This window comes from Methyloversatilis sp. (assembly GCF_965284615.1).
Taxonomy (GTDB): Bacteria; Pseudomonadota; Gammaproteobacteria; order Burkholderiales; family Rhodocyclaceae; genus Methyloversatilis.
Map to the genome: position 1 here is coordinate 3,652,598 of NZ_OZ260098.1, position 18,486 is coordinate 3,671,083.

General features: G+C 67.1%; 13 protein-coding genes and 1 pseudogene. 6 read left to right on the forward strand and 8 right to left on the reverse strand.

Annotated features, from left to right (window positions below; all coding sequences use genetic code 11):
- Positions 1-5: 5 nt before the first annotated feature.
- Positions 6-2,051: a TonB-dependent receptor plug domain-containing protein gene (locus tag ACQ66H_RS17385; RefSeq protein ID WP_430435055.1), complete on the reverse strand. Its 2,046-nt coding sequence runs from the start codon at positions 2,049-2,051 to the stop codon at positions 6-8.
- A gap of 172 nt (positions 2,052-2,223) precedes the next feature.
- Here ACQ66H_RS17385 and ACQ66H_RS17390 point away from each other — a divergent pair, with 172 nt between their 5' ends.
- From ACQ66H_RS17390 to ACQ66H_RS17410, 5 genes and pseudogenes are all read left to right on the forward strand, one after another.
- The gene (locus ACQ66H_RS17390; RefSeq protein ID WP_430435056.1) at positions 2,224-4,278 is read left to right on the forward strand and encodes a M3 family metallopeptidase; all 2,055 of its coding nucleotides are present in this window, start codon (positions 2,224-2,226) and stop codon (positions 4,276-4,278) included.
- A gap of 10 nt (positions 4,279-4,288) precedes the next feature.
- The gene (locus ACQ66H_RS17395) at positions 4,289-4,867 is read left to right on the forward strand and encodes a DUF4124 domain-containing protein (protein ID WP_430435057.1); all 579 of its coding nucleotides are present in this window, start codon (positions 4,289-4,291) and stop codon (positions 4,865-4,867) included.
- A 102-nt stretch (positions 4,868-4,969) separates the two neighbouring features.
- A pseudogene (gene xth, locus ACQ66H_RS17400) lies at positions 4,970-5,729 on the forward strand (exodeoxyribonuclease III).
- Positions 5,726-6,388 (forward strand): Crp/Fnr family transcriptional regulator, encoded by a 663-nt coding sequence (locus ACQ66H_RS17405; RefSeq protein WP_430435058.1) that lies wholly within the window; start codon positions 5,726-5,728, stop codon positions 6,386-6,388. Before xth ends, ACQ66H_RS17405 begins: the two are co-directional and overlap by 4 nt.
- A gap of 13 nt (positions 6,389-6,401) precedes the next feature.
- A complete protein-coding gene (locus ACQ66H_RS17410; protein WP_430435059.1) occupies positions 6,402-7,169 on the forward strand; it encodes an amidohydrolase family protein in 768 nt (255 codons plus the stop codon).
- Between the two features lie 55 nt (positions 7,170-7,224).
- On the opposite strand, the gene ACQ66H_RS17415 is transcribed toward ACQ66H_RS17410, so the two are convergent.
- Genes ACQ66H_RS17415 through ACQ66H_RS17430 form a run of 4 tightly spaced genes read right to left on the reverse strand, consistent with a single transcriptional unit; the run spans position 7,225 to position 14,982 of the window.
- Positions 7,225-7,515 carry a contact-dependent growth inhibition system immunity protein gene (locus tag ACQ66H_RS17415; RefSeq protein ID WP_430435060.1) on the reverse strand — a complete coding sequence of 97 codons (291 nt, stop codon included), beginning with the start codon at positions 7,513-7,515 and terminating at the stop codon, positions 7,225-7,227.
- Positions 7,508-12,595 carry an RNase A-like domain-containing protein gene (locus tag ACQ66H_RS17420; RefSeq protein ID WP_430435061.1) on the reverse strand — a complete coding sequence of 1,696 codons (5,088 nt, stop codon included), beginning with the start codon at positions 12,593-12,595 and terminating at the stop codon, positions 7,508-7,510. The genes ACQ66H_RS17415 and ACQ66H_RS17420 overlap by 8 nt, the downstream gene beginning before the upstream one ends.
- 14 nt (positions 12,596-12,609) lie before the next feature.
- Positions 12,610-13,338: a peptidylprolyl isomerase gene (locus ACQ66H_RS17425; protein WP_430435062.1), complete on the reverse strand. Its 729-nt coding sequence runs from the start codon at positions 13,336-13,338 to the stop codon at positions 12,610-12,612.
- Between the two features lie 21 nt (positions 13,339-13,359).
- Positions 13,360-14,982: a ShlB/FhaC/HecB family hemolysin secretion/activation protein gene (locus ACQ66H_RS17430; protein ID WP_430435063.1), complete on the reverse strand. Its 1,623-nt coding sequence runs from the start codon at positions 14,980-14,982 to the stop codon at positions 13,360-13,362.
- Positions 14,983-15,161: 179 nt separating this feature from the next.
- Here ACQ66H_RS17430 and ACQ66H_RS17435 point away from each other — a divergent pair, with 179 nt between their 5' ends.
- Complete coding sequence (locus tag ACQ66H_RS17435) at positions 15,162-15,359, forward strand: YgaP family membrane protein (protein WP_020165766.1); 198 nt, start codon at positions 15,162-15,164, stop codon at positions 15,357-15,359.
- A 5-nt stretch (positions 15,360-15,364) separates the two neighbouring features.
- Here ACQ66H_RS17435 and rsmA read toward each other — a convergent pair whose 3' ends face one another.
- The 3 genes from rsmA to ACQ66H_RS17450 are packed head-to-tail and all read right to left on the reverse strand — an operon-like array spanning position 15,365 to position 18,478.
- On the reverse strand, positions 15,365-16,141 hold the full coding sequence (gene rsmA, locus ACQ66H_RS17440; RefSeq protein WP_430435064.1) for a 16S rRNA (adenine(1518)-N(6)/adenine(1519)-N(6))-dimethyltransferase RsmA: 777 nt from the start codon (positions 16,139-16,141) through the stop codon (positions 15,365-15,367).
- The gene (gene pdxA / locus ACQ66H_RS17445) at positions 16,141-17,136 is read right to left on the reverse strand and encodes a 4-hydroxythreonine-4-phosphate dehydrogenase PdxA (RefSeq protein ID WP_430435065.1); all 996 of its coding nucleotides are present in this window, start codon (positions 17,134-17,136) and stop codon (positions 16,141-16,143) included. The genes rsmA and pdxA overlap by 1 nt, the downstream gene beginning before the upstream one ends.
- 7 nt (positions 17,137-17,143) lie before the next feature.
- Positions 17,144-18,478 carry a peptidylprolyl isomerase gene (locus ACQ66H_RS17450; protein WP_430435066.1) on the reverse strand — a complete coding sequence of 445 codons (1,335 nt, stop codon included), beginning with the start codon at positions 18,476-18,478 and terminating at the stop codon, positions 17,144-17,146.
- Between the last annotated feature and the right edge of the window lie 8 nt (positions 18,479-18,486).

Below are 18,486 nucleotides of genomic sequence, written 5' to 3' on the forward strand. Positions count from 1 at the left end.
TCATGTCAGAAGGACCAGACCGCCTTCACATAGGCGCCGCGTTCAATCGCCAGTGAAGAGGATGGCAGCGTGTCCGCCGCGTAGTGCACGCGGCGCGCGTGCAGCAGGTTCTGTCCGACCAGCGACAGTTCGAGCCCGCTTCGCGGCGTCCACGCCAGACGCAGGTCGAGATCGGACAACGATGGAATACCCGCCGGTTCGACGCGACTGGTGTGGCGGAGCCAGGCATCGAACTTCAGTCGCGGCGTCAGGTTCCACAGCGAACGCAGCGACAGGCGGTGTCGCGCATCGGCTGAGTAGATGAAGAAATTGGTCAGCGGAATGTCGGCGCGAAAGGTGCGGTCCAGCGCCGTCGAGTCGGTGTAGGTGTAGGCGCCGTGCAGCGACCAGTCGGTGCCCGGGCGATAGTCCGCAGCCAGTTCGAGACCGTGCGCGCGACTGTCGTCGCTGGCGCGCACTTCGAACTCGGCCAGCAGGGTCGGGGCCGGCAGCGCGACCACGCCGTTGAACACATTGACGTACTCGGCCTGATGGCGGTAACGCGTCGCGAACGCGGCCACATCCACGGTCAGCGGGCCGCTGCGGTAGCGGTAACCCAGCTCCAGCGAGGTGGCAGTTTCGCTGCGCATGTCGCGGCCCCCGCCGGCGCTGCGGATGCGGAAGCCGCCGGCCAGCGGCGGCTGCGGGAAGGGGCCAAGGTCGGCGTTGAAATCGCGCAGCGCACGCGACGGCTGGCGCGTGGTGCGCGACGCCGCCGCCCAGACGCTGTGCGGGCCATCCGGCGTGAATATCAGGCGTGCGGTCGGCTGCACTTCCGGTTTGTCGAGATTGCTCTCCTCGACGCGGGCGCCGAGCACCAGGTGCAGACGCTCCGGCAGCAGCGTGATGTCGTCCTGCACGAATACGCTGGTCCAGGTGGTGCTACGGCTCGGCGGTCGGATGAAACCGCCGATCAGCTGCACGTTCAGTTCGTCCGAGGTATGGCGGTAGCTGGCGCCCCAGATCACGTCATGACGACCGCCACGCGGCTCGCGTCGCTGGAAGTCAATGTCCAGCGTATTCCGCGCGTCGTCGATCGGACCGGCCGCATTGTCCACGGCAAAGCTCGAATGCGCGTACGACGCCTGCAGCGAGTAGTCGGCACCGCTGTCGGCGATGCCGGCGTAACGCATCAGCAGATGGTTTTCCTGCGTATCGAGACGGCCGGGTATCGGCGCACCGCCGAAGGTATAGCGCGTCAGATCGAGTTCCTCGCCGTGCCGCGTGCTGCTCGCCCCGGCCTGCAGCGTGAAGGTGTGGCCGCCACCGAGCCGGCTTTCCCAGAGCACGCCGCCGGCGGTGTTGCGTCCGTCGTCGTAGCCGGCCGCGCCATCCGGCCGGTCGCTGGCGTCGCTCAGGCGGCGCTTGGCCCAGATGCGTCCGCTGTGGCTGTCGCCGACGCTGAAACCGTGGCGCACGGCAAGCCAGCCGCGCTGCTCGGTGCCCGCCGCGGCACTGACCAGCGTGCCCTGCGTGTCCTGCGCGCGGCGGGTGATGATGTTGATCACGCCATTCATCGCATTGCTGCCCCACAGCGCGCCCCCCGGTCCACGCACCACTTCGATGCGTTCGACGTCCTCCAGCATCAGTTCGCGGTCTTCCCAGACGGTGCCGGAGAACAGCGGCGTGTAGACGCTGCGGCCGTTGACCAGCACCTGCAGCTTGTCGGCGAAGCGGCTGTTGGCACCGCGCAGCGAAATCGCCCAGCTACCGGAGGAAATGCGCCCGACCTGCACGCCCGGCGCCATCTGCAGCGCCTCAGGCACCGATGCCGCGCCGGAGCGCTCGATATCCTCGCGGGAGATGACGAACACTGCGGCCGGCGTGCTGTGCAGTGACTGCGGCTTGCGGGCGGCGGTGGTGACCTTGATCTGCAGCAGATCTTCCAGCGCGAGCCCGGCCAGGTCGGCGCTCTCGTCATCCGCGGCCGCCACCGACGACGCGCAGCAGAGTGCCAGCGCGCAGGCGCGCACGCGCAGGGAATCAACTCGCGTCGGACGATGTCTTTTCATGGCTCGGGCTTCTGTTTGCGGCCCCGTCTCCGGACGCGGCTTTTTTCTTCATCTGCTTTCGGCATGGAAATGCCCAACTTGAGTGAGCGGCGCGCAGAGCGGGCTAGAATCCCCATTGAAATCCGCGCGCGACCGCCGCACGTGTTAACCCGTACCGAACCGTCCGCACACCATGACCACGAATCCATTGCTCGATTTTTCCGCCCTGCCCCGCTTCGATGCGGTGCAGCCCGAACACGTCGCACCGGCCATCGGCGAGTTGCTCAAGCGCTATCAGGCACTGATCGACGACCTGACTGCGCGCGCCGAGCCCCCCACCTGGGACAGCTTCGCGGCGCCGATCACCGACATGGGCGAACAGGTGAACCGCGCCTGGGGCATCGTCGGCCACCTGCACGGCGTCAATGACGTGCCGGCGTGGCGCGAGGCCTACAACGCGACACTGCCCGACATCACCCGCTTCTACAGCGCGCTCGGCCAGAACCTCGCGCTGTTCGCCAAGTACAAGGCGCTGCGCGAATCGCCCGAATACGCGACGCTGTCGCCGGCGCGCAAGCGCATCCTCGACAACGAGGTGCGCGATTTCCGCCTGTCCGGCGCCGAGCTGGCCGAAGATCAAAAGCCGCGCTTCAAGGAAATCCAGGAAGAACTGGCCGCGCTGTCGGCGAAGTTCAGCGAGAACCTGCTCGACGCGACCAATGCCTTCGCCGAGTACGTGACCGACGAAGCGCTGCTGGCCGGCCTGCCGGACGACAGCATCGAGGCGGCGCGCGAAGCCGCCCAGCGCGACGAGCGCGATGGCTGGAAGTTCACGCTGCACATGCCGTCCTACCTGCCGGTCATGCAGTACGCCGACAACCGCGAACTGCGCGCCCGCATGTACCGCGCCTACGCCACCCGCGCCTCCGAGTTCGGCGAAGCGGAGCGCGACAATACGCCGCTGATCGCGCGCATCCTGGCGCTGCGCGCCGAAGAATCGAGAATGCTGGGCTTCGCCAGCTTCGCCGAACTGTCGCTGGTGCCGAAGATGGCCGACACGCCGGAACAGGTGATGGACTTCCTGCGCGACCTCGCCGGCCGCGCCCGTCCGCACGCGCAGCGTGACCTGGATGAGTTGCGCGCCTTCGCCCGCAACGAATTCGGTCTCGACGAACTGCAGCCCTGGGACATGACCTGGGTATCGGAAAAACTGCGCGTTCAGCGCTACGACTTCTCGGAGCAGGAGGTGAAGCAGTACTTCCCGGAGCACAAGGTGCTGGAAGGTCTGTTCCGCGTAGTCGAGGGGCTCTACGGCGTCACCATCAAGCCGGACACCGCGCCGGTGTGGCACCCGGACGTGCGCTTCTTCCGCATCGAGCGTGCCGGCGGTGAACTGGTCGGCCAGTTCTACCTCGACCTCTATGCACGCGACACCAAGCGCGGCGGCGCCTGGATGGACGAGGCGATCACCCGTCGCACGGTCAGCGGCGGCGTGCAGACGCCGGTCGCCTACCTGAACTGCAACTTCCCGTCGCCGGTCGGTGGCAAGCCCGCCACCTTCACTCATGACGACGTGATCACGCTGTTCCACGAAAGCGGCCACGGACTGCACCACCTGCTCACCCGCGTCGATGATCTCCCGGTATCCGGCATCCACGGCGTCGAGTGGGACGCGGTCGAACTGCCCAGCCAGTTCATGGAGAACTTCTGCTGGGAATGGGACGTGCTGTCCGGCATGACCGCCCACGTCAACAGCGGCAAGCCCTTGCCGCGCGCGCTGTACGACAAGATGACCGCCGCCAAGAACTTCCAGAGCGGCATGCAGACGCTGCGCCAGATCGAGTTCTCGCTGTTCGACCTGCGCCTGCACCACGACTTCGTGCCCGGCGGCGACAAGACCCTGCTGCAGCTGCTCGGCGAAGTGCGCGACGAGGTGGCCGTGGTGCGCCCGCCCGAGTGGAACCGTTTCGCCAACAGCTTCAGCCACATCTTCGCCGGCGGCTATGCGGCCGGCTACTACAGCTACAAGTGGGCCGAAGTGCTGTCGGCCGACGCCTTCGAAGCTTTCGAGGAAGCGCGCAGCGTCGCCGGCACCGTGCTCGACACCGCCACCGGCCGCCGCTTCTGGGACGAAATCCTCGCCGTCGGCGGTTCGCGCCCGGCGCTGGAATCGTTCAAGGCCTTCCGCGGCCGCGAACCCAAACCCGACGCGCTGCTGCGTCACAGCGGCATGGTGGCTGCTGCCTGAGGAGACGATGATGACGCTGCGCAGACTGATCTGCGTGACCATCGCCGGCGCCGTGTGCGCCGCGCCGGTCCTCGCCCAGACCTACAAGTGGAAGGACGCCCAGGGCCGCACCCACTACTCGGACACCCCGCCGCCGGCTGACGCGCGTGCGGCGACCGAGAAGAAGCTGCAGCCCAGCGTGGTCGAACAGGGACCGAGCTATGCCGAACGCGAGGCGATGAAGAATGCGCCGGTCACCGTCTGGCTCGGCAACGAGTGCGACAAGCTGTGCGAGTCGGCGCAGGCGCTGCTGAAGAACCGCGGCATCGCCTACAGCGAACAGCGCATCACCACCGAAGAGCAGAAGCAGGCCTTCGCCACGCGCTTCAAGGTGAGGGAGGCCCGCGTACCGGCCATCGCGGCCGGTGCCGACCAGCTGATGGGCTTCAGCGCCGACGCCTGGACCCGCCTGCTCGACCGCGCCGGCTACCCGCCAAAGGGTAGCGCCAAGCCGCAGGCACCGAAGCCGGCCGCCGCCGCGCCCGAAGCACCGGAGGGTGCTGCCGCCGAGGGCAACGGCCAGACCGCGGAGCCGCCCGCGCCGCGCTGAAGGCGCCGCCGACGCAACTGTTCAGTGCCCGGCGCAGATGGGACAATGCGACGCCCTTGCGGGGCCTCGCCCGCTCACCGTCTGCCCGCGACACCGATACCGATGAAGATTGCCTGCTGGAACGTCAATTCGCTGAAAGTCCGCCTGCCCCACCTGACCGACTGGCTCGCCGCCGAGCAGCCGGACGTGGTGTGCCTGCAGGAAACCAAGACCGAAGACGCCAACTACCCGCGCGCCGAACTCGAGGCGGCCGGTTACCACAGCGCGATCAGCGGCCAGAAGACCTATAACGGTGTGGCCATCCTGTCTAAGCAGCCGGCCGAGGACGTGCAGATCGGCATCCCCGGCTTCGCCGACGAACAGAAGCGCGTCATCGCCGCCACGGTCGATGGCGTGCGCATCGTGTGCACCTATTTCCCGAACGGCCAGGCGGTCGGCTCGGAAAAGTTCGAATACAAGATGCGCTGGCTGGTCGCGCTGACCGACTGGCTGCGCGACGAACTCACCCGTCACCCGCAGCTGGCGCTGCTCGGCGACTACAACATCGCGCCCGAGCCGCGCGACGCCCACCCGGACTGGAAGGATGACATCCACGTGTCGCCGCCGGAACGCGCCGCCTTCGCCGGCCTGGTCGCACTCGGTCTGACCGACGCCTTCCGGCTGTTCGACCAGCCGGAGAAGACCTGGTCCTGGTGGGACTACCGCGCCGGTGCCTTCCGCCGCAACTTCGGCCTGCGCATCGACCACATCCTGCTGTCGGCGCCGCTGGCCGCGCGCTGCACTGCCTGCGTCGTTGAACAAGGCACCGCGCAAGCTGGAGCGGCCGTCCGATCACGCACCGGTCATCGCCACGCTGTCATGAACGGACACACCGACGCACTCACCGCGATCTATCCGCTGCTCGCCGGTCTGTCGCCCGAAGCGCGCGGGTTGATCGAGAAGGAAGGCCGCGCGATGGAGGTCCCGGCCGGCACCCGCATCTTCGACGAGCACCAGCCCTGCGGCGGTTTTCCCTTCGTGCTCGAAGGCCAGGTGAAGGTGGCGAAATCATCGGCCAACGGCCGCGAGCTGCCGCTGTACCGCGTGCATGCCGGCGAAACCTGCGTCATATCGAGCGCCTGCCTGCTCGGCCACATCGACTACAACGCCCACGCGGTGGCCGAAACACCGGCCCGGCTGCTGGTGCTGCCGACTTCGCTGTTCGATCGCCTGCTGTCGGAGCCCGCCTTCCGGCAGTTCGTGTTCAGCCTGTTCGCCGAACGCGTGGCCGAGCTGATGCAACTGGTCGAAGCCATCGCCTTCCAGCGCCTCGACCAGCGTCTGGCCGCGCTGCTGCTCGGCCATGGTCAGACCCTGCACACGACGCACCAGCAACTGGCCGACGAACTGGGCAGCGTGCGCGAAATCGTCAGCCGCCTGCTGAAGAGCTTCGCCGAACAGGGCCTGGTCGCGCTCGGCCGCAATCAGATCGACATCCTCGACCCGGCCGGCCTGCGCGCGCTGGCCGCCGAGCGCAAATAGGACGGCACCGCACATGAACAGCATCGCTCTGCCCGACGTGGAGGGCGGCCTGTTCGACGCCCACCTGCACATCATCGCCCCCGGTTTTCCGCTGATCCCGAACCAGGGCTATACGCCGGATTTCTTCACCGTCAACGACTACCTCGCCCGCGCAAAACCGCTGGGCATCACCGGCGGCGCCGTCGTATCCGGCAGCTTCCAGGGCTTCGACCAGACCTACCTGCTAGCCGCCCTCGCCCGCCTCGGCCCCGGCTTTGTCGGCGTGACGCAACTGCCGGCCGGCACGCCAGACGATGTCATCCTCACCCTCGACTCAAAGGGCGTGCGCGCCGTGCGCTTCAACCTGCAGCGCGGCGGCTCGGAAGACGTGTCCCAGCTCGAACGCATGGCGCTGCGCGTGCATGAACTGTGCGGCTGGCACGTCGAACTCTACGTCGCCAACCGCCACCTCGCCGGCCTGCGCGCCCTGCTCGCACGCCTGCCGAACGTGTCCATCGATCACCTCGGACTCACCGCCGACGGCTTCGACGATCTGCTGTGGCTGGTCGAGCGCGGCGTCAAGGTGAAAGCGACGGGTTTCGGGCGGTGTGACTTCGACGTTGCTGAGGCGCTGCGCCGGATTAATGCCGCAAACCCGGAGGCGTTGATGTTCGGGACGGATCTGCCATGTACGCGGGCGCCGAGGGTGTTTGAGGAATCGGATATCGCGGTAACGAAGCTAGCTGTTCGGACGTCGGGGGTATTCAGGCGGAACGCGATTTGTTTCTACGCCAACGCTTGAACAGGTCCGGTGAACCTCCGCGCAAGCCCGGGGCGGCTTACTTCTCGCAAATCGCTCAAACCGAGAGTCGCTCACAAACCGACGTCAGCCACTCCCTGTATGTCAGTGCATCAGCACGAGGCTCGTAGTAGCAGCCCAGCCTCAAAGCCGTTACGCGCAGTTCGTCCTCGCTTTTTGTATCGAGCAGCAACTGTCTGATCTCTTTAACCGCCATCGAGACCTCGCCACTAGGCCATTCGCCCAGATAACACTCGATCGCTGCTATAGCGGTGTCGTGGTCTGACTTCCAGTCTTGGTGAAAGTAGCCCGCGAGAAGATCCTTCAGGTGTCGATACTCTTCACTCATGGATAGGAAAGCCCGTGTGAATGCGGTAGCCGTTTGGCATGGACGCATCGCGTCTAACAATTAATCTAATCTTGTTTGTATCCATAGCTTGATCCATGCCTCTGCTTACTGTGATTCCGACAGGATACGGCAGTGTGTACTCGACTATTACCTGAGGCTTTGACCCCGCCAGCCACGCATGGATCTCCCCCTGCCGGGCATCCAGCGCTAGAGAGATGCTTTGTTCTGCAGTTGCTCGATCGTAGAAGGACGAAGAACCAGAGATGTGAGGCTCATCAGCCAAGCGCTTCTTCAAAGCTTGTTCCGATTGGGCTACATGCTTCAGCAGCAGGTGGCCACCAGCATTCTCATGGGCTTGTAGGCCACCACCTGGAACAACCCGACTCAACGCAGGTGTATCCATCGCCGCATCGAATGCATTATCTAGCCTGCCAGCTGATCTGATTCGAGACAGAGTTTGGGTCGTTCCGCGAATCGTCACGACGCCGATGCCCAGCGCTGTGATAAGCCCGTCGGCGACTAACGAAGCTCTTGCCTGCTGCGCCTCATCGACGCGCCCCTCCGCCTCTAGCGCAGCCGCCTCTTCGAGACGCGTCTTGATACCTTGCTCCAAACTATCAACTGGCGACTGAATAAGCTCACCGGCCTGGACGGCTATTTGTGCCAAGGTGTCCCGAGCAGCCCGATCATAGGGTGCTCGCGCCAACAGGATGCCAAGTTGAAGCGTTCCAGCGAGCCCTGATACGACAGACTGGGCAGCACCGTTCGCGACGTTGTACGCGAGCGCATTAGTGATTCGGATGCGGTACATCGTTTCCTGGGACCGAATGCTGGCGAGCTCCCGATCCGCGACCGAGCCCGGCTCCACGTTCTGACCTTGGTAGCTCGCAACTGCGCGCGCGAGATCGATATACGCTGCCTGGCATGCAGTGCTCGATGGTGCCGAGCAGGCCGATGACAGGGCTTCATCGCGGCTGCGATCGAGCGTTCCCAGCCGCTGCATTTCCGCGCGGTCGGCGTCCGTGCAGCGGCTGGCGATCATGCACCTCTGCCTGAGCCGTTCCAGCGCCTGTGATTCAGCGTGGGTCAGATAGTTGAACAGCGTGACGTTCTGCGCCGCCAATGCGCCCGACACCGCATTCCCGCCCATGCCTTCGGCGGCGGCTCCGCCGGCCATCATGCTGAGGGCGGTCAGAAGTGCGTCGCCGCCCGGGCTGCCGCTCAGTCCCAGGCTGGCATCGATCGGCCGTTCGACCAGTACTGCGGTCATCGCACCGATGGCAGCCGCCATCGGGTCGCCGCCGCGCGCGGCTTCGGCGAGCGCGCCCAGTGCGCCATGCGCGAGCAGGTGGCCGACGCTGCCGTGCTCGCCGAACACGCCGTCGCCGATCAGGCCTGCACCCAGGGCTGAGGCCTGATTGACGGCCGAGTAGAGCAGCGCGGCTTCGAAGCTGCTGCCGGTCACCTCGCCGATCAGACCAGAGGTCAGCGCGCGGGCGGCGTAGCGCTGCAGGGGATCGTTGAAGGTCGTTCCGGTCCATTGTGCCGATCCGGCACTGAGGCCGGCAGCCAGGCCGCTGTTCAGCGCGTTGCCGATATCGAGGCGACCGCTGGCCACCATCTGGCCAACCGACGACGAAATCGTCTGCGTCACGAAGGCGCTGGCCATGGTGTTGCCGAAACCGGCCGCCCCCGCCGAGGAGGCCGCAGCGAAGGCGGAACCGGGTGAGGCGAAACTGCCGATGAAGGTGGACACGTCCATGCCTATCATCGAGGCGACCAGGAAGCTGGTCGCCAGCCCCATCACGTCGCTGAAGCCGAAGTCCTTCTCGAAGCGGTAGTGCAGGTCGTCGCGCGCCACATCACGTACGAAGCGACTGCCCAGTTCGTCGGCCAGTTGGGCCTCGAAAGCCGCGCTGCGCTGCACGGTGTCTTCCGCGCCGTCGCCGAGCAGTCGGAACTCGCCCGACAGCGACTGGATGCGGTCAACGTCGAGCGCCCACTGCGCAGCCTGCATGAAGCCGCCGGCCTGCACCTGGCTGCCTTCGACGATCAGCGTGCCGCCATCGACCTTGAATTCTTCGTAGTAATAGGCCGAGCGCTTGCGGTTCAGCAGTTCGTCGGCGGTGATCGACAGTGTTCCGTCCGACAGCACGAAGCCGGTGTTGTTGACGGTGTTGCCGACGATGACGATGCCGACGTCGGCATCGAGCAGCCCGCCCGGAATCACCGCAAGCTGAGATTGCCAGTCCTCCGGCAGATAGATCCACGGACGCAGTGCGCCATCGCGCTCGACGTACCAGAGGATGGGCGACTTCAGCAGCGTCTGCTGCGCCTCGCCGAGCGCCGACCCCATCGGAATGCCGTGCTCGACGGCGAACGCAAAGCCGTTCGCCGCCAGCAGCGTGCGCTGCTGGGCCTCGGGCGATTGCCCGGTGAGCGGATCCCAGCTCAGCCCGGGCAGTATCCAGCCACGGTGCGTGGTCGCGAGCAGCGCGTTGCGCAGCGCTGCCGCCTCTTCCTCGGGCGTCAGCGCGAACGGCGCACTGCTGGCGAGGTCCGCCGGCAGCAGGCGCATCAGCGCAGCACCGCTGTAGTCGCCCGGTGGCACCGCAAGACCACCGTGGGTGCCGTAGGCCGCTACGTCGATGGCGGCCGGCGGTAGCGACAGCTCGGCGGTCCGGTGGTAGTAGTCCGCGACCACGTCAAAACCGTTGCGGATGTGGTCGGCGCGCACTGCGATGCTGCCGGCGTGGATGCTGCCCGTATTGACGAAGGAGGACAGCGCCGCCGGAACGTTGCCCAGGCTGCCCGGCCCCTGGTCGATCAGCCGGGCGAGCGAAGCCAGCAAGAGGGCTGAGCCGTCCGCCGACGGCACCGGGACAGGCGACGGAGGCGTGCCGCCACCCGGTGTTCCGCCAGCGCCGCCATCCGGAGGCTGGCCGACAGAAAAGTCCGCCCCCGCCTGGATGATGCCCGGCAGCACGCCAAGCTCGACGCTGCCGGATGCGCTGCGCATCCAGTCGATGGGATCGAGACAGACGTCGGTGCTGGCGTCGCCACAGCTGCCGTGGTCGCCGAACTGGGTGTCCGGATCGATCAGCGAATAGCGGGATGACCAGGTCGCGCCGTAGCGCTTGTCTTCGTTCAGGAAGTCGGGTGCGGTGATGTCGATGCGCCTGCCAGCGAGCACGCGCGCACCGCGATTGACGAAACGCTGCGTGCTGACCGTCAGGTCGCGCCCGGCCACCATGGTCGCCGGCGCCGCCGGCTGTTCGATATCGGCGCTGCAGACGCCGGCGTACTCGGTCCGGCAGCCGTCGAAGTACTCGTAGGCCACCTCGACGCGACGGCTGTCAACCCGTGTTTCGTTGCTGACCTCTTTCGCCACGATGGTCAGATCACGGCCCGCTTCGATCACCGAAGCATTGGCGAAGCGCGCGTCGAGCAGCACCCGAAGATCCCGGCCGGCCGCCAGCGTGTCGCGATTGACATAGTCGTCGATGCCGGACCCGCTGGGGGTTGCCGTGCCCGCGAGCAGTTGCTTGCGCAGCGTGTCGTGGTCGCTCAGGATGTCCGGCGCGTCGAGCAGGTAAAGATCGCTCGCCGCGCGGAACAGCCGTCCGCTCACCTGTGGCGGCTCATGTTCATCAGGCACCGGCGCGAACAAGAAGAGGTCGCGCCCGGCCGATGCGTTACCGGACGCAGCGGATTGCTGCGGCTCCTGCCACAGGAAAAGATCGCGCGCCGCGACCAGCGTGCCGCCCTCGTTGTCAGCCGCGTTCACGAACAGATCGAGTCCGGCCGACATCGTGCCGGCGTTGAGCATCCGCACCGGCGCCCGCTCGTCATCAATCGCGCGACTGGAATGAGCGCCTGTCAGATGACGGCGATGATCGGGCACACGAACCGTTGCGGCGGCTGCGTTCATCGTGCCGGCCGAGCGGATGACGCCCGTGTTCAGGCCCATGCCGAGACCGGACATCGACAGCGCACCACCGGCCTCGATGCGCCCGGCGTTGCGCAGCGCCGTCCAGCCGTCCGAGTTGTCGCCGACGAAGCCCAGAACGATGTCGCCACTCGCGCTCAGGCTGGCAGCCGCGGAGAGATCGAGACCGGTGCCGACAAAGTGCAGATGGCGGCCTGCCTCGACCGACGCGGACAGCGCGGAGTCCATGGCGCCGATGTTGTAGAACTCGACGTCGCGCCCGGCGTTCACCGCGCCGTCGAGAAGGACGGTCTGGCGCGACGCGATCAGGATGTCGGCGGCAGCGAGCAGCGGCGCGGAGGTGCGCACGCCGATGTTCTCGCCCATCGCGATCAGCTGGATGCTGCCGGCGCTGACGGTCTGACCGATGTCGATGGCGATGAAGTGGTCGCCGCCCTGCGGATACGCTGCGAGGTCGTCCGGCACCAGCGACATGCTGTCGACCACGGCCCGGCCGGCGAACAGCTTTGCGTCGCCAGTCGTGCGCAGCTCGCCGCGCGTGCGCACGGTCTGCGCGATCAGGTCGATGCGCGCCGCCAGTGCGGCCAGTCCGCTGGTGCCGATGTCGATGCGGCCACCAGTCACGTCGAAGCGCAGAGCCTCGTTGGCCCAGAAAGGACGACCGGTCGTCAGCTGTACGTGCGGCGTGCCGATGAAGCCACAGCCGTCGCAGGTGATGCCGTTCGGATTGGCGATCACCAGACGCGCCGCTTGCCCGGCCACTTCGATCTGTCCCAGCAGCGCGCTCGGACGGTTGCCGGTCACCTCGTTGAGGATCAGGCTAGCCGCCACCCCGCCGAGGTTCTTGTTGGCCGGCAACGCACCGGCCAGCGCCGACGTCGCGCCAGTCGGTGCATTGTTCAGCACCAGGCCACGCGCCGGCACATCGAAGGCAGACCAGCGGTTGTGCGAGGTACCGCGCGCGTCGGCGGCCACGATATCGACGACCGATACGCCGCCGACCGACCCGACGCGGGCCTGCTGATGCGCAGCGGCGGTCACGTCCGGCGTCAGGTCGGCACGCACCGGCAGCGAAGCCACCAACATGACAACGGACATCCATGCCGACAGGCGGCGACGGATCGAACGCATGCGGACCTCCTGTCTCACGGTCGCGAGCCCATGGCTTCGTGGACGATTTCCTCACCCAGTGCGCGCGCCTGCGCCAGCACCGATTCGCGCAGGAAGAGCGCACGCAGCGTTTCGCGCACGCTTTCGAACGACGGCCGCTGCGTATCGCGCACCGCTTCGAGCAGCACGAGGGCCCAGCTGTCGGTCAGCGCCAGTGGCTCGCTCACCTGACCCGGCGTGAGCCGAGGCAGCACATGGGCAATCTCCAGCGGCAGACCGTTTGTCCGACCGTGCGTCGGTGGCAGGACAAAGCCGACCCAGCCCAGTTCGCCGCCACGGGCGGCCGACGGCACCCGGGACAGTTCACCGGCAAGCTGCGCGAACGGAACGCCGGCTTTCGCACGCTTGTGCGCAGACGTCACGGCCGCAGCGTCGTCGCTCTGCAGCAGCCTGATGCGGTACTCCTGCGGTCCCGTCCTCCCGATCAGGTCGCGATAACGCGCCCGCAGCGCCTGTTCGCTCGGTTCGACGGGCCGGATGCGGCTGCCGACGTAGGCGTCGATCGCCGCCTGCCTCCGGTCGGGGTCGGAAGCGCCGGTGCCATCATCGAAACCGGCTGCCAGCGCGCGCCGCCACAGCAGGTCGTGCGCAAGGGTCTGCGTCGCGGCGGCCGCGGCCGTGCGTTGGTCCGGCGGACTGGCGGCGGACACTGCTACCGCGAATGCCAGCAGCGTCGCGCAGATCGAGGTTCGAACTGGGGTCATCGTGTGCTCCGTGCGCGTCCGTCAGATGGCATAGCCAAGGGCAAAGCGGAAGGTCCAGCCACTGTCGGGAAGCGTTTCGGGGCGGCGCAGTGGTGTGCTGATGACGGCTTCCCACACGAAGTCCGGTGTGCTACCACGCACACCGGCTCCGACGCCCGCGAGTGTCATGCGCGGCCCGTCGATCAGCCGCGTCGCCCCCTGATCGAAATGGACGAACGGCGCGCCCACATGCGTTTCGCGGCCGAAAGCGGTCGGGAAGCGCACTTCGCAGCGCAGCAGGTAGCCGGTATCGCCGGCCACTGCCGCCTCGTCGAAGCCGCGCACCGTGTTCAATCCTCCGAGCAGCAACTGTTCTGCGCCGGGCAGGCTGACGCCGGTGCGCTGTACCGTCAGTTGCGACGCGAATTCGACGCGCCCGTCGTCGTCCCGCGCCACGGCCGCAGCGGCCAGCGACCACTTGGCAAACTGGTAGTGGGTGTGACTGGCCGGCAGTCGCTCTGCATCGACCTCGGCGCCGAAGGACCGCAGCCCGACCGACAGCGAAGGTTCTACGAAGTACTGGGCCTGGCCGAAGCGCCCGGTATGGCTCCAGGCAAGGCGCGCCACGGTGCTGCGCCGGGTGTCGAGTTCGATCGGTCCGAGCGTGCGTGCAATGCGCGTGCGCTGGACGCTCAGATCGAGCGCATCGCGTCGCTCTGCGTCGAGCGCGAGCACCCGGTTCCAGCCGATGACGGCAGTCCGTGCCGAGCTGTCGAGAGACAGCCCGGCAATCGTGCTGTCCGAACGGGATCCGGACAGCGTCGCCGACCAGGTGTTGAAGCCATCGGGCACCGACAGCGAGGCCAGCAGGACCTCACTGTGAGCGCTGCGCAGATGCATGAGCTGGATGTCCTCGAACAGTCCGAGGCGATTGCCGAAACGCAGGCCGACGCGGGCGCGGCCGGTTCCGGCCGACCGCGTACCCAGGTTGTCGGCGCCGATGGAGACCAAGGTGCTCTGTCCGGGCTGCAGCGCGAGGTCGATCACGCTTCCGCCGTCCTGCGCTCCGGGCAGCACACGCACCTGAGCCTGCACCATGCGCAGCCGGTTGATCTGCTGTACGCCCTGTTCGAGCGCTTCCTGCGTCAATACGTCACCGGCCGCCAGCGGAAAGGCACGGGTGACTGCCGACGGCGGGGCGTCGTTCGAGCGGATCGCCTCGACACGGCCGGGCACCACCTCGATACGGAGCAGGCTTCGCGCGGGGTCGAGGGTGACCAGACGGGACCGGCTGGTGATCCAGCCGGCCTCGACCAGCCGGGCGTCCAGGCGGCGAAGCAGCAGCGCGATGCGGCGTACGCCGAGCGGCACGGCGGAGAACTCGTCGGTGAGCGAAGCCAGCGCATGCGCCGGCAGCAGGCCTGCGGCGTCGATCTCTATCGATGGCCGTTCGATTACGACACCGTCCTCGGCGACCGAATCGGGCCGCACGTTCAGCGCCGGAGCGGGTGCGTCTGCAGGTGGCAGTGCGTCGCGCTCCAGTCGCGAGCGCTCCGCAGCCTGCCGCTGTTCGTCGAGCAGGCGCTCGGCCGGCTCGCGCGCCTGCACCGGGAACGTGCCGAACAGAGCAAGGGCGCAGCAGACGATGCGGTGGGCGAGCGACATGTCCGGCGGCGACCTCGTTCACGACGATCGCGCAACTATCCCAATGTCATTTTCTAATGTCAACAACCCTATACGGGCAACCGCCGGGGCCGTGCGCACGCTGTGTAACCTGGGTCACTGAAGGCGGACGGCTCCGCGCGGACCATGGCGTCACACCTTACTTACTCGGGAGAACGATCATGAAAAGCAATGTGGGCGGCATCGACAAGATCCTGCGCATCGTTGTCGGCGCCGCGTTGATCGCGCTGGCCGCCATGGGCCAGATCGGCGTCTGGGGCTATATCGGCGTGGTACCGCTGCTGACCGGGCTGTTCAATTTCTGCCCGGTCTATCCCTTGCTGGGCATCAGCACCTGCGGCATCCGCAAGGACGCCTGAGGATCTCAGCGGCGCTCGGCGCAGTGGTTGGCGATACGCACGTAGTCGGCCACTTCGAGGGTTTCGCCGCGGCGTGACGGATCGATGCCGAGCGCGTCCCAGTCCGCCGTATCGAGGTGCTCGCGCAGGGTATTGCGCAGCGTCTTGCGGCGCTGGCCGAAGGCGGCCTTGACAATGGCCGACATCAGCAGCGGATCGCGTGCGGTCAGCTGGTCGGCCGGGCGCGGGCGCAGATGCACGATGGCCGACATCACCTTTGGCGCCGGCCGGAACGCGCCCGGCGGCACGTCGAACAGGTGGGCGCATTCGAAACGGTACTGCAGCATGACCGACAGCCGGCCGTACTCGTCGGTGTCAGGCGCGGCGACGATGCGATCCACCACCTCCTTCTGCAGCATGAAGGTCATGTCGCGCACATGCTCGGCGTGCTCGGCGAGGTGGAACAGCAACGGGCTGGAAATGTTGTACGGCAGGTTGCCGATCACCCGCACGTCGTCACCCAGCGCGCCGAAATCGAATTTCAGCGCGTCGGTCTCGTGTATTTCCAGCTTGGGCGCAAGGTCGCCTTCGCGCAGTCGCTGCGCGAGGTCGCGGTCGATCTCCACCACGTGCAGGCGATCGATCCGCTCGGTCACCGGCCGCGTCATCGCGCCAAGGCCGGGGCCGATCTCCACCATCACCTGACCGGGCCTCGGATCGATGGCCGCGACGATCTTGCGGATGATGTTGCCATCGACCAGGAAGTTCTGGCCGAAGCGCTTGCGGGCCCGGTGCTGTTCCATCAGTGCCGGCTCATCGCAATGGCGGCATCCACCGCCTCGATCAGACTGCCAGGGTCGGCGCGGCCGCTGCCGGCCAGGTCGAGCGCGGTCCCGTGATCGACCGAGGTACGGACGATGGGCAGCCCCAGCGTGATGTTGATGCCGTGACCGAAGGTGGCGTACTTCAGCACCGGCAGGCCCTGGTCGTGGAACATCGCCAGCACCGCGTCGGCGCCATCGAGGTGGCGCGGCACGAACAAGGTGTCGGCGGGCAGCGGGCCTTCGAGGTCCAGCCCCTCGGCGCGCAGCGCGTCGAGTACCGGCGCAATCACGTCGATCTCCTCGCGCCCCATGTGACCGCCCTCGCCGGCATGCGGATTCAGGCCGGCGACGACGATGTGGGGACGGGCGATGCCGAAGCGGGTGCGCAGGTCGGCATCGAGGATGCGCAGCGTCTGCGTCAGCGATTCACGGGTAATGGCGGCCGGCACGGCCGCCAGCGGCAGGTGCGTGGTGGCCAGCGCAACGCGCAGCCAGGGGCCGTCGGCATTCGCGCCGGTGCGGCCGGCCAGCATCATGACGACGCGCGGCGTGCCGGTGCTGTCGGCCAGGTATTCGGTATGTCCGGAAAAAGGGACGCCGGCGTCGTTGATGACGCCCTTGTGCAGCGGTGCCGTGACCATGGCGGCGAACTCGCTGCTGACGCAGCCGTCGCGCGCGCGGTCGAGCAGCGACAGTACGTAGCGGGCGTTGGCGACGTCGAGTCGCCCGGCGACCGACGGCACGGCCAGCGGCAGGTGCAGCACTTCGAGCGCACCGTCGTCGGCGTCGCTTGCCGGGTCATACGCGCGCAGTCGCACCTGCAGGCCGGCCGCCCGCGCGCGCTCGGCGATCAGGCCGGCGTCGCCGAGCACCACCAGTCGGGCGGCGAAGCGTCGGCCGCTCAGGGCCGCGCACAGTTCGGGCCCGACCCCGGCCGGTTCGCCGCTGGTGACTGCGATGCGGGGCCGGTTCACCGCGGTCTCATCGCTCGTCGTTCAGACGGATTTCGACGTAAGCGCGATCGCGCAGCTGACGCACCCAGTCCTGATAGACCTCTTCCGCCTTGCGCTCGCGCAGCGCGAGGCGGGCGGCGGCACGCTGACGTTCGGTCGATACGTCCTCCACCCGGCGCTCGACCACCTGGATCAGATGCCAGCCGAAAGGCGACTGCACCGGTTCGCTCGTCTTGCCCGGTTCAAGCGCGTTCATCACCTTCTCGAACTCGGGCACCGTGTCGCCCGGGTAGAGCCAGCCGAGATCGCCCCCCTTGGCGGCCGACAGATCCTGCGAGTTGGAACGTGCCAGTTCCTCGAAATCGCCACCGTTGTCCAGGCGCTCCTTGATGCTGATCAGGCGGCGACGCGCCTCGGCGTCATTCACCACTTCCGAGGTCTTGATCAGGATATGGCGGGCGCGCGTCTGACTGACGCGTGCATCGCTGGCGCCGGCACCGCCGCGCTTCTCGACCAGCTTCATGATGTGAAAGCCGGCCGGGCTGCGCATCACCTCGCTCACCTGCCCCGGTTTCAGATTGGGCAGCATGTCGGCGAACAGCTGCGGCAGGCGGTCGAGCGGACGCCAGCCCAGGCTGCCGCCGGACAGTGCATCCGGCGCATCCGAGTAGGACGCCGCGACACGGGCGAAATCCTCGCCCTTGGCCAGCTGTTCCATCGCCGCGTCGGCGCGCGCCTTCAGACGCATCAGCGTTTCCGGGCTGGCGCCTTCCGGCACGCGCAGCAGGATGTGCGACACATTGAATTCCTCGCGCTGGTCGGCCTTGCGCTCCGGGTTGGCGAGATAGTTGTCGATTTCGCCCTCGGTCACCACGACGCGGCTCTCGACCTCGCGGTCACGCAGACGGCTGAGGATGATTTCCTTGCGGATGTCCTCGCGGAAGCGCGGCCACGGGATGCCGTCGCGCTCGACCGCCGAGCGCAGCTGCGTCGCGTTCATGTTGTTGCTCTCGGCGATGCGTCCGAGCGCCGCTTCGAGCATGCGGTCGTCGATGCGCATCTGCGTCTCCTCCGCGTGCTGCAGCTGCACCTTCTCGTAGATCATCCGCTCCAGCACCTGCCGCTCGAAGTCCTCGCGCGGTGGCGGCGTCACGTTGCGTCCACGCAGCTGGGCAATCGCCTGTTCGGTGCGCGAGCGCAGTTCGAACAGGGTGATCGCGTCGCTATTGACGACGGCAACGATGCGGTTGACCTCGACCACGTCAGAAGGCCCTGTCTGCCCGTTCGGCTGCGCCTGCGCGATTGACATCCCGGAGAAGGTCAGCGCGGTGATCAGCGCGACGGAAATGACTTTGTTCAACATGAGTGAGG

Coding starts and splice junctions, on each gene's coding strand:
- ACQ66H_RS17385 (WP_430435055.1), bottom strand. CDS start 2,051: ATGAAAAGACATCGTCCGACGCGAGTTGATTCCCTGCGCGTGCGCGCC.
- ACQ66H_RS17390 (WP_430435056.1), top strand. CDS start 2,224: ATGACCACGAATCCATTGCTCGATTTTTCCGCCCTGCCCCGCTTCGAT.
- ACQ66H_RS17395 (WP_430435057.1), top strand. CDS start 4,289: ATGACGCTGCGCAGACTGATCTGCGTGACCATCGCCGGCGCCGTGTGC.
- ACQ66H_RS17405 (WP_430435058.1), top strand. CDS start 5,726: ATGAACGGACACACCGACGCACTCACCGCGATCTATCCGCTGCTCGCC.
- ACQ66H_RS17410 (WP_430435059.1), top strand. CDS start 6,402: ATGAACAGCATCGCTCTGCCCGACGTGGAGGGCGGCCTGTTCGACGCC.
- ACQ66H_RS17415 (WP_430435060.1), bottom strand. CDS start 7,515: ATGAGTGAAGAGTATCGACACCTGAAGGATCTTCTCGCGGGCTACTTT.
- ACQ66H_RS17420 (WP_430435061.1), bottom strand. CDS start 12,595: ATGCGTTCGATCCGTCGCCGCCTGTCGGCATGGATGTCCGTTGTCATG.
- ACQ66H_RS17425 (WP_430435062.1), bottom strand. CDS start 13,338: ATGACCCCAGTTCGAACCTCGATCTGCGCGACGCTGCTGGCATTCGCG.
- ACQ66H_RS17430 (WP_430435063.1), bottom strand. CDS start 14,982: ATGTCGCTCGCCCACCGCATCGTCTGCTGCGCCCTTGCTCTGTTCGGC.
- ACQ66H_RS17435 (WP_020165766.1), top strand. CDS start 15,162: ATGAAAAGCAATGTGGGCGGCATCGACAAGATCCTGCGCATCGTTGTC.
- rsmA (WP_430435064.1), bottom strand. CDS start 16,141: ATGGAACAGCACCGGGCCCGCAAGCGCTTCGGCCAGAACTTCCTGGTC.
- ACQ66H_RS17450 (WP_430435066.1), bottom strand. CDS start 18,478: ATGTTGAACAAAGTCATTTCCGTCGCGCTGATCACCGCGCTGACCTTC.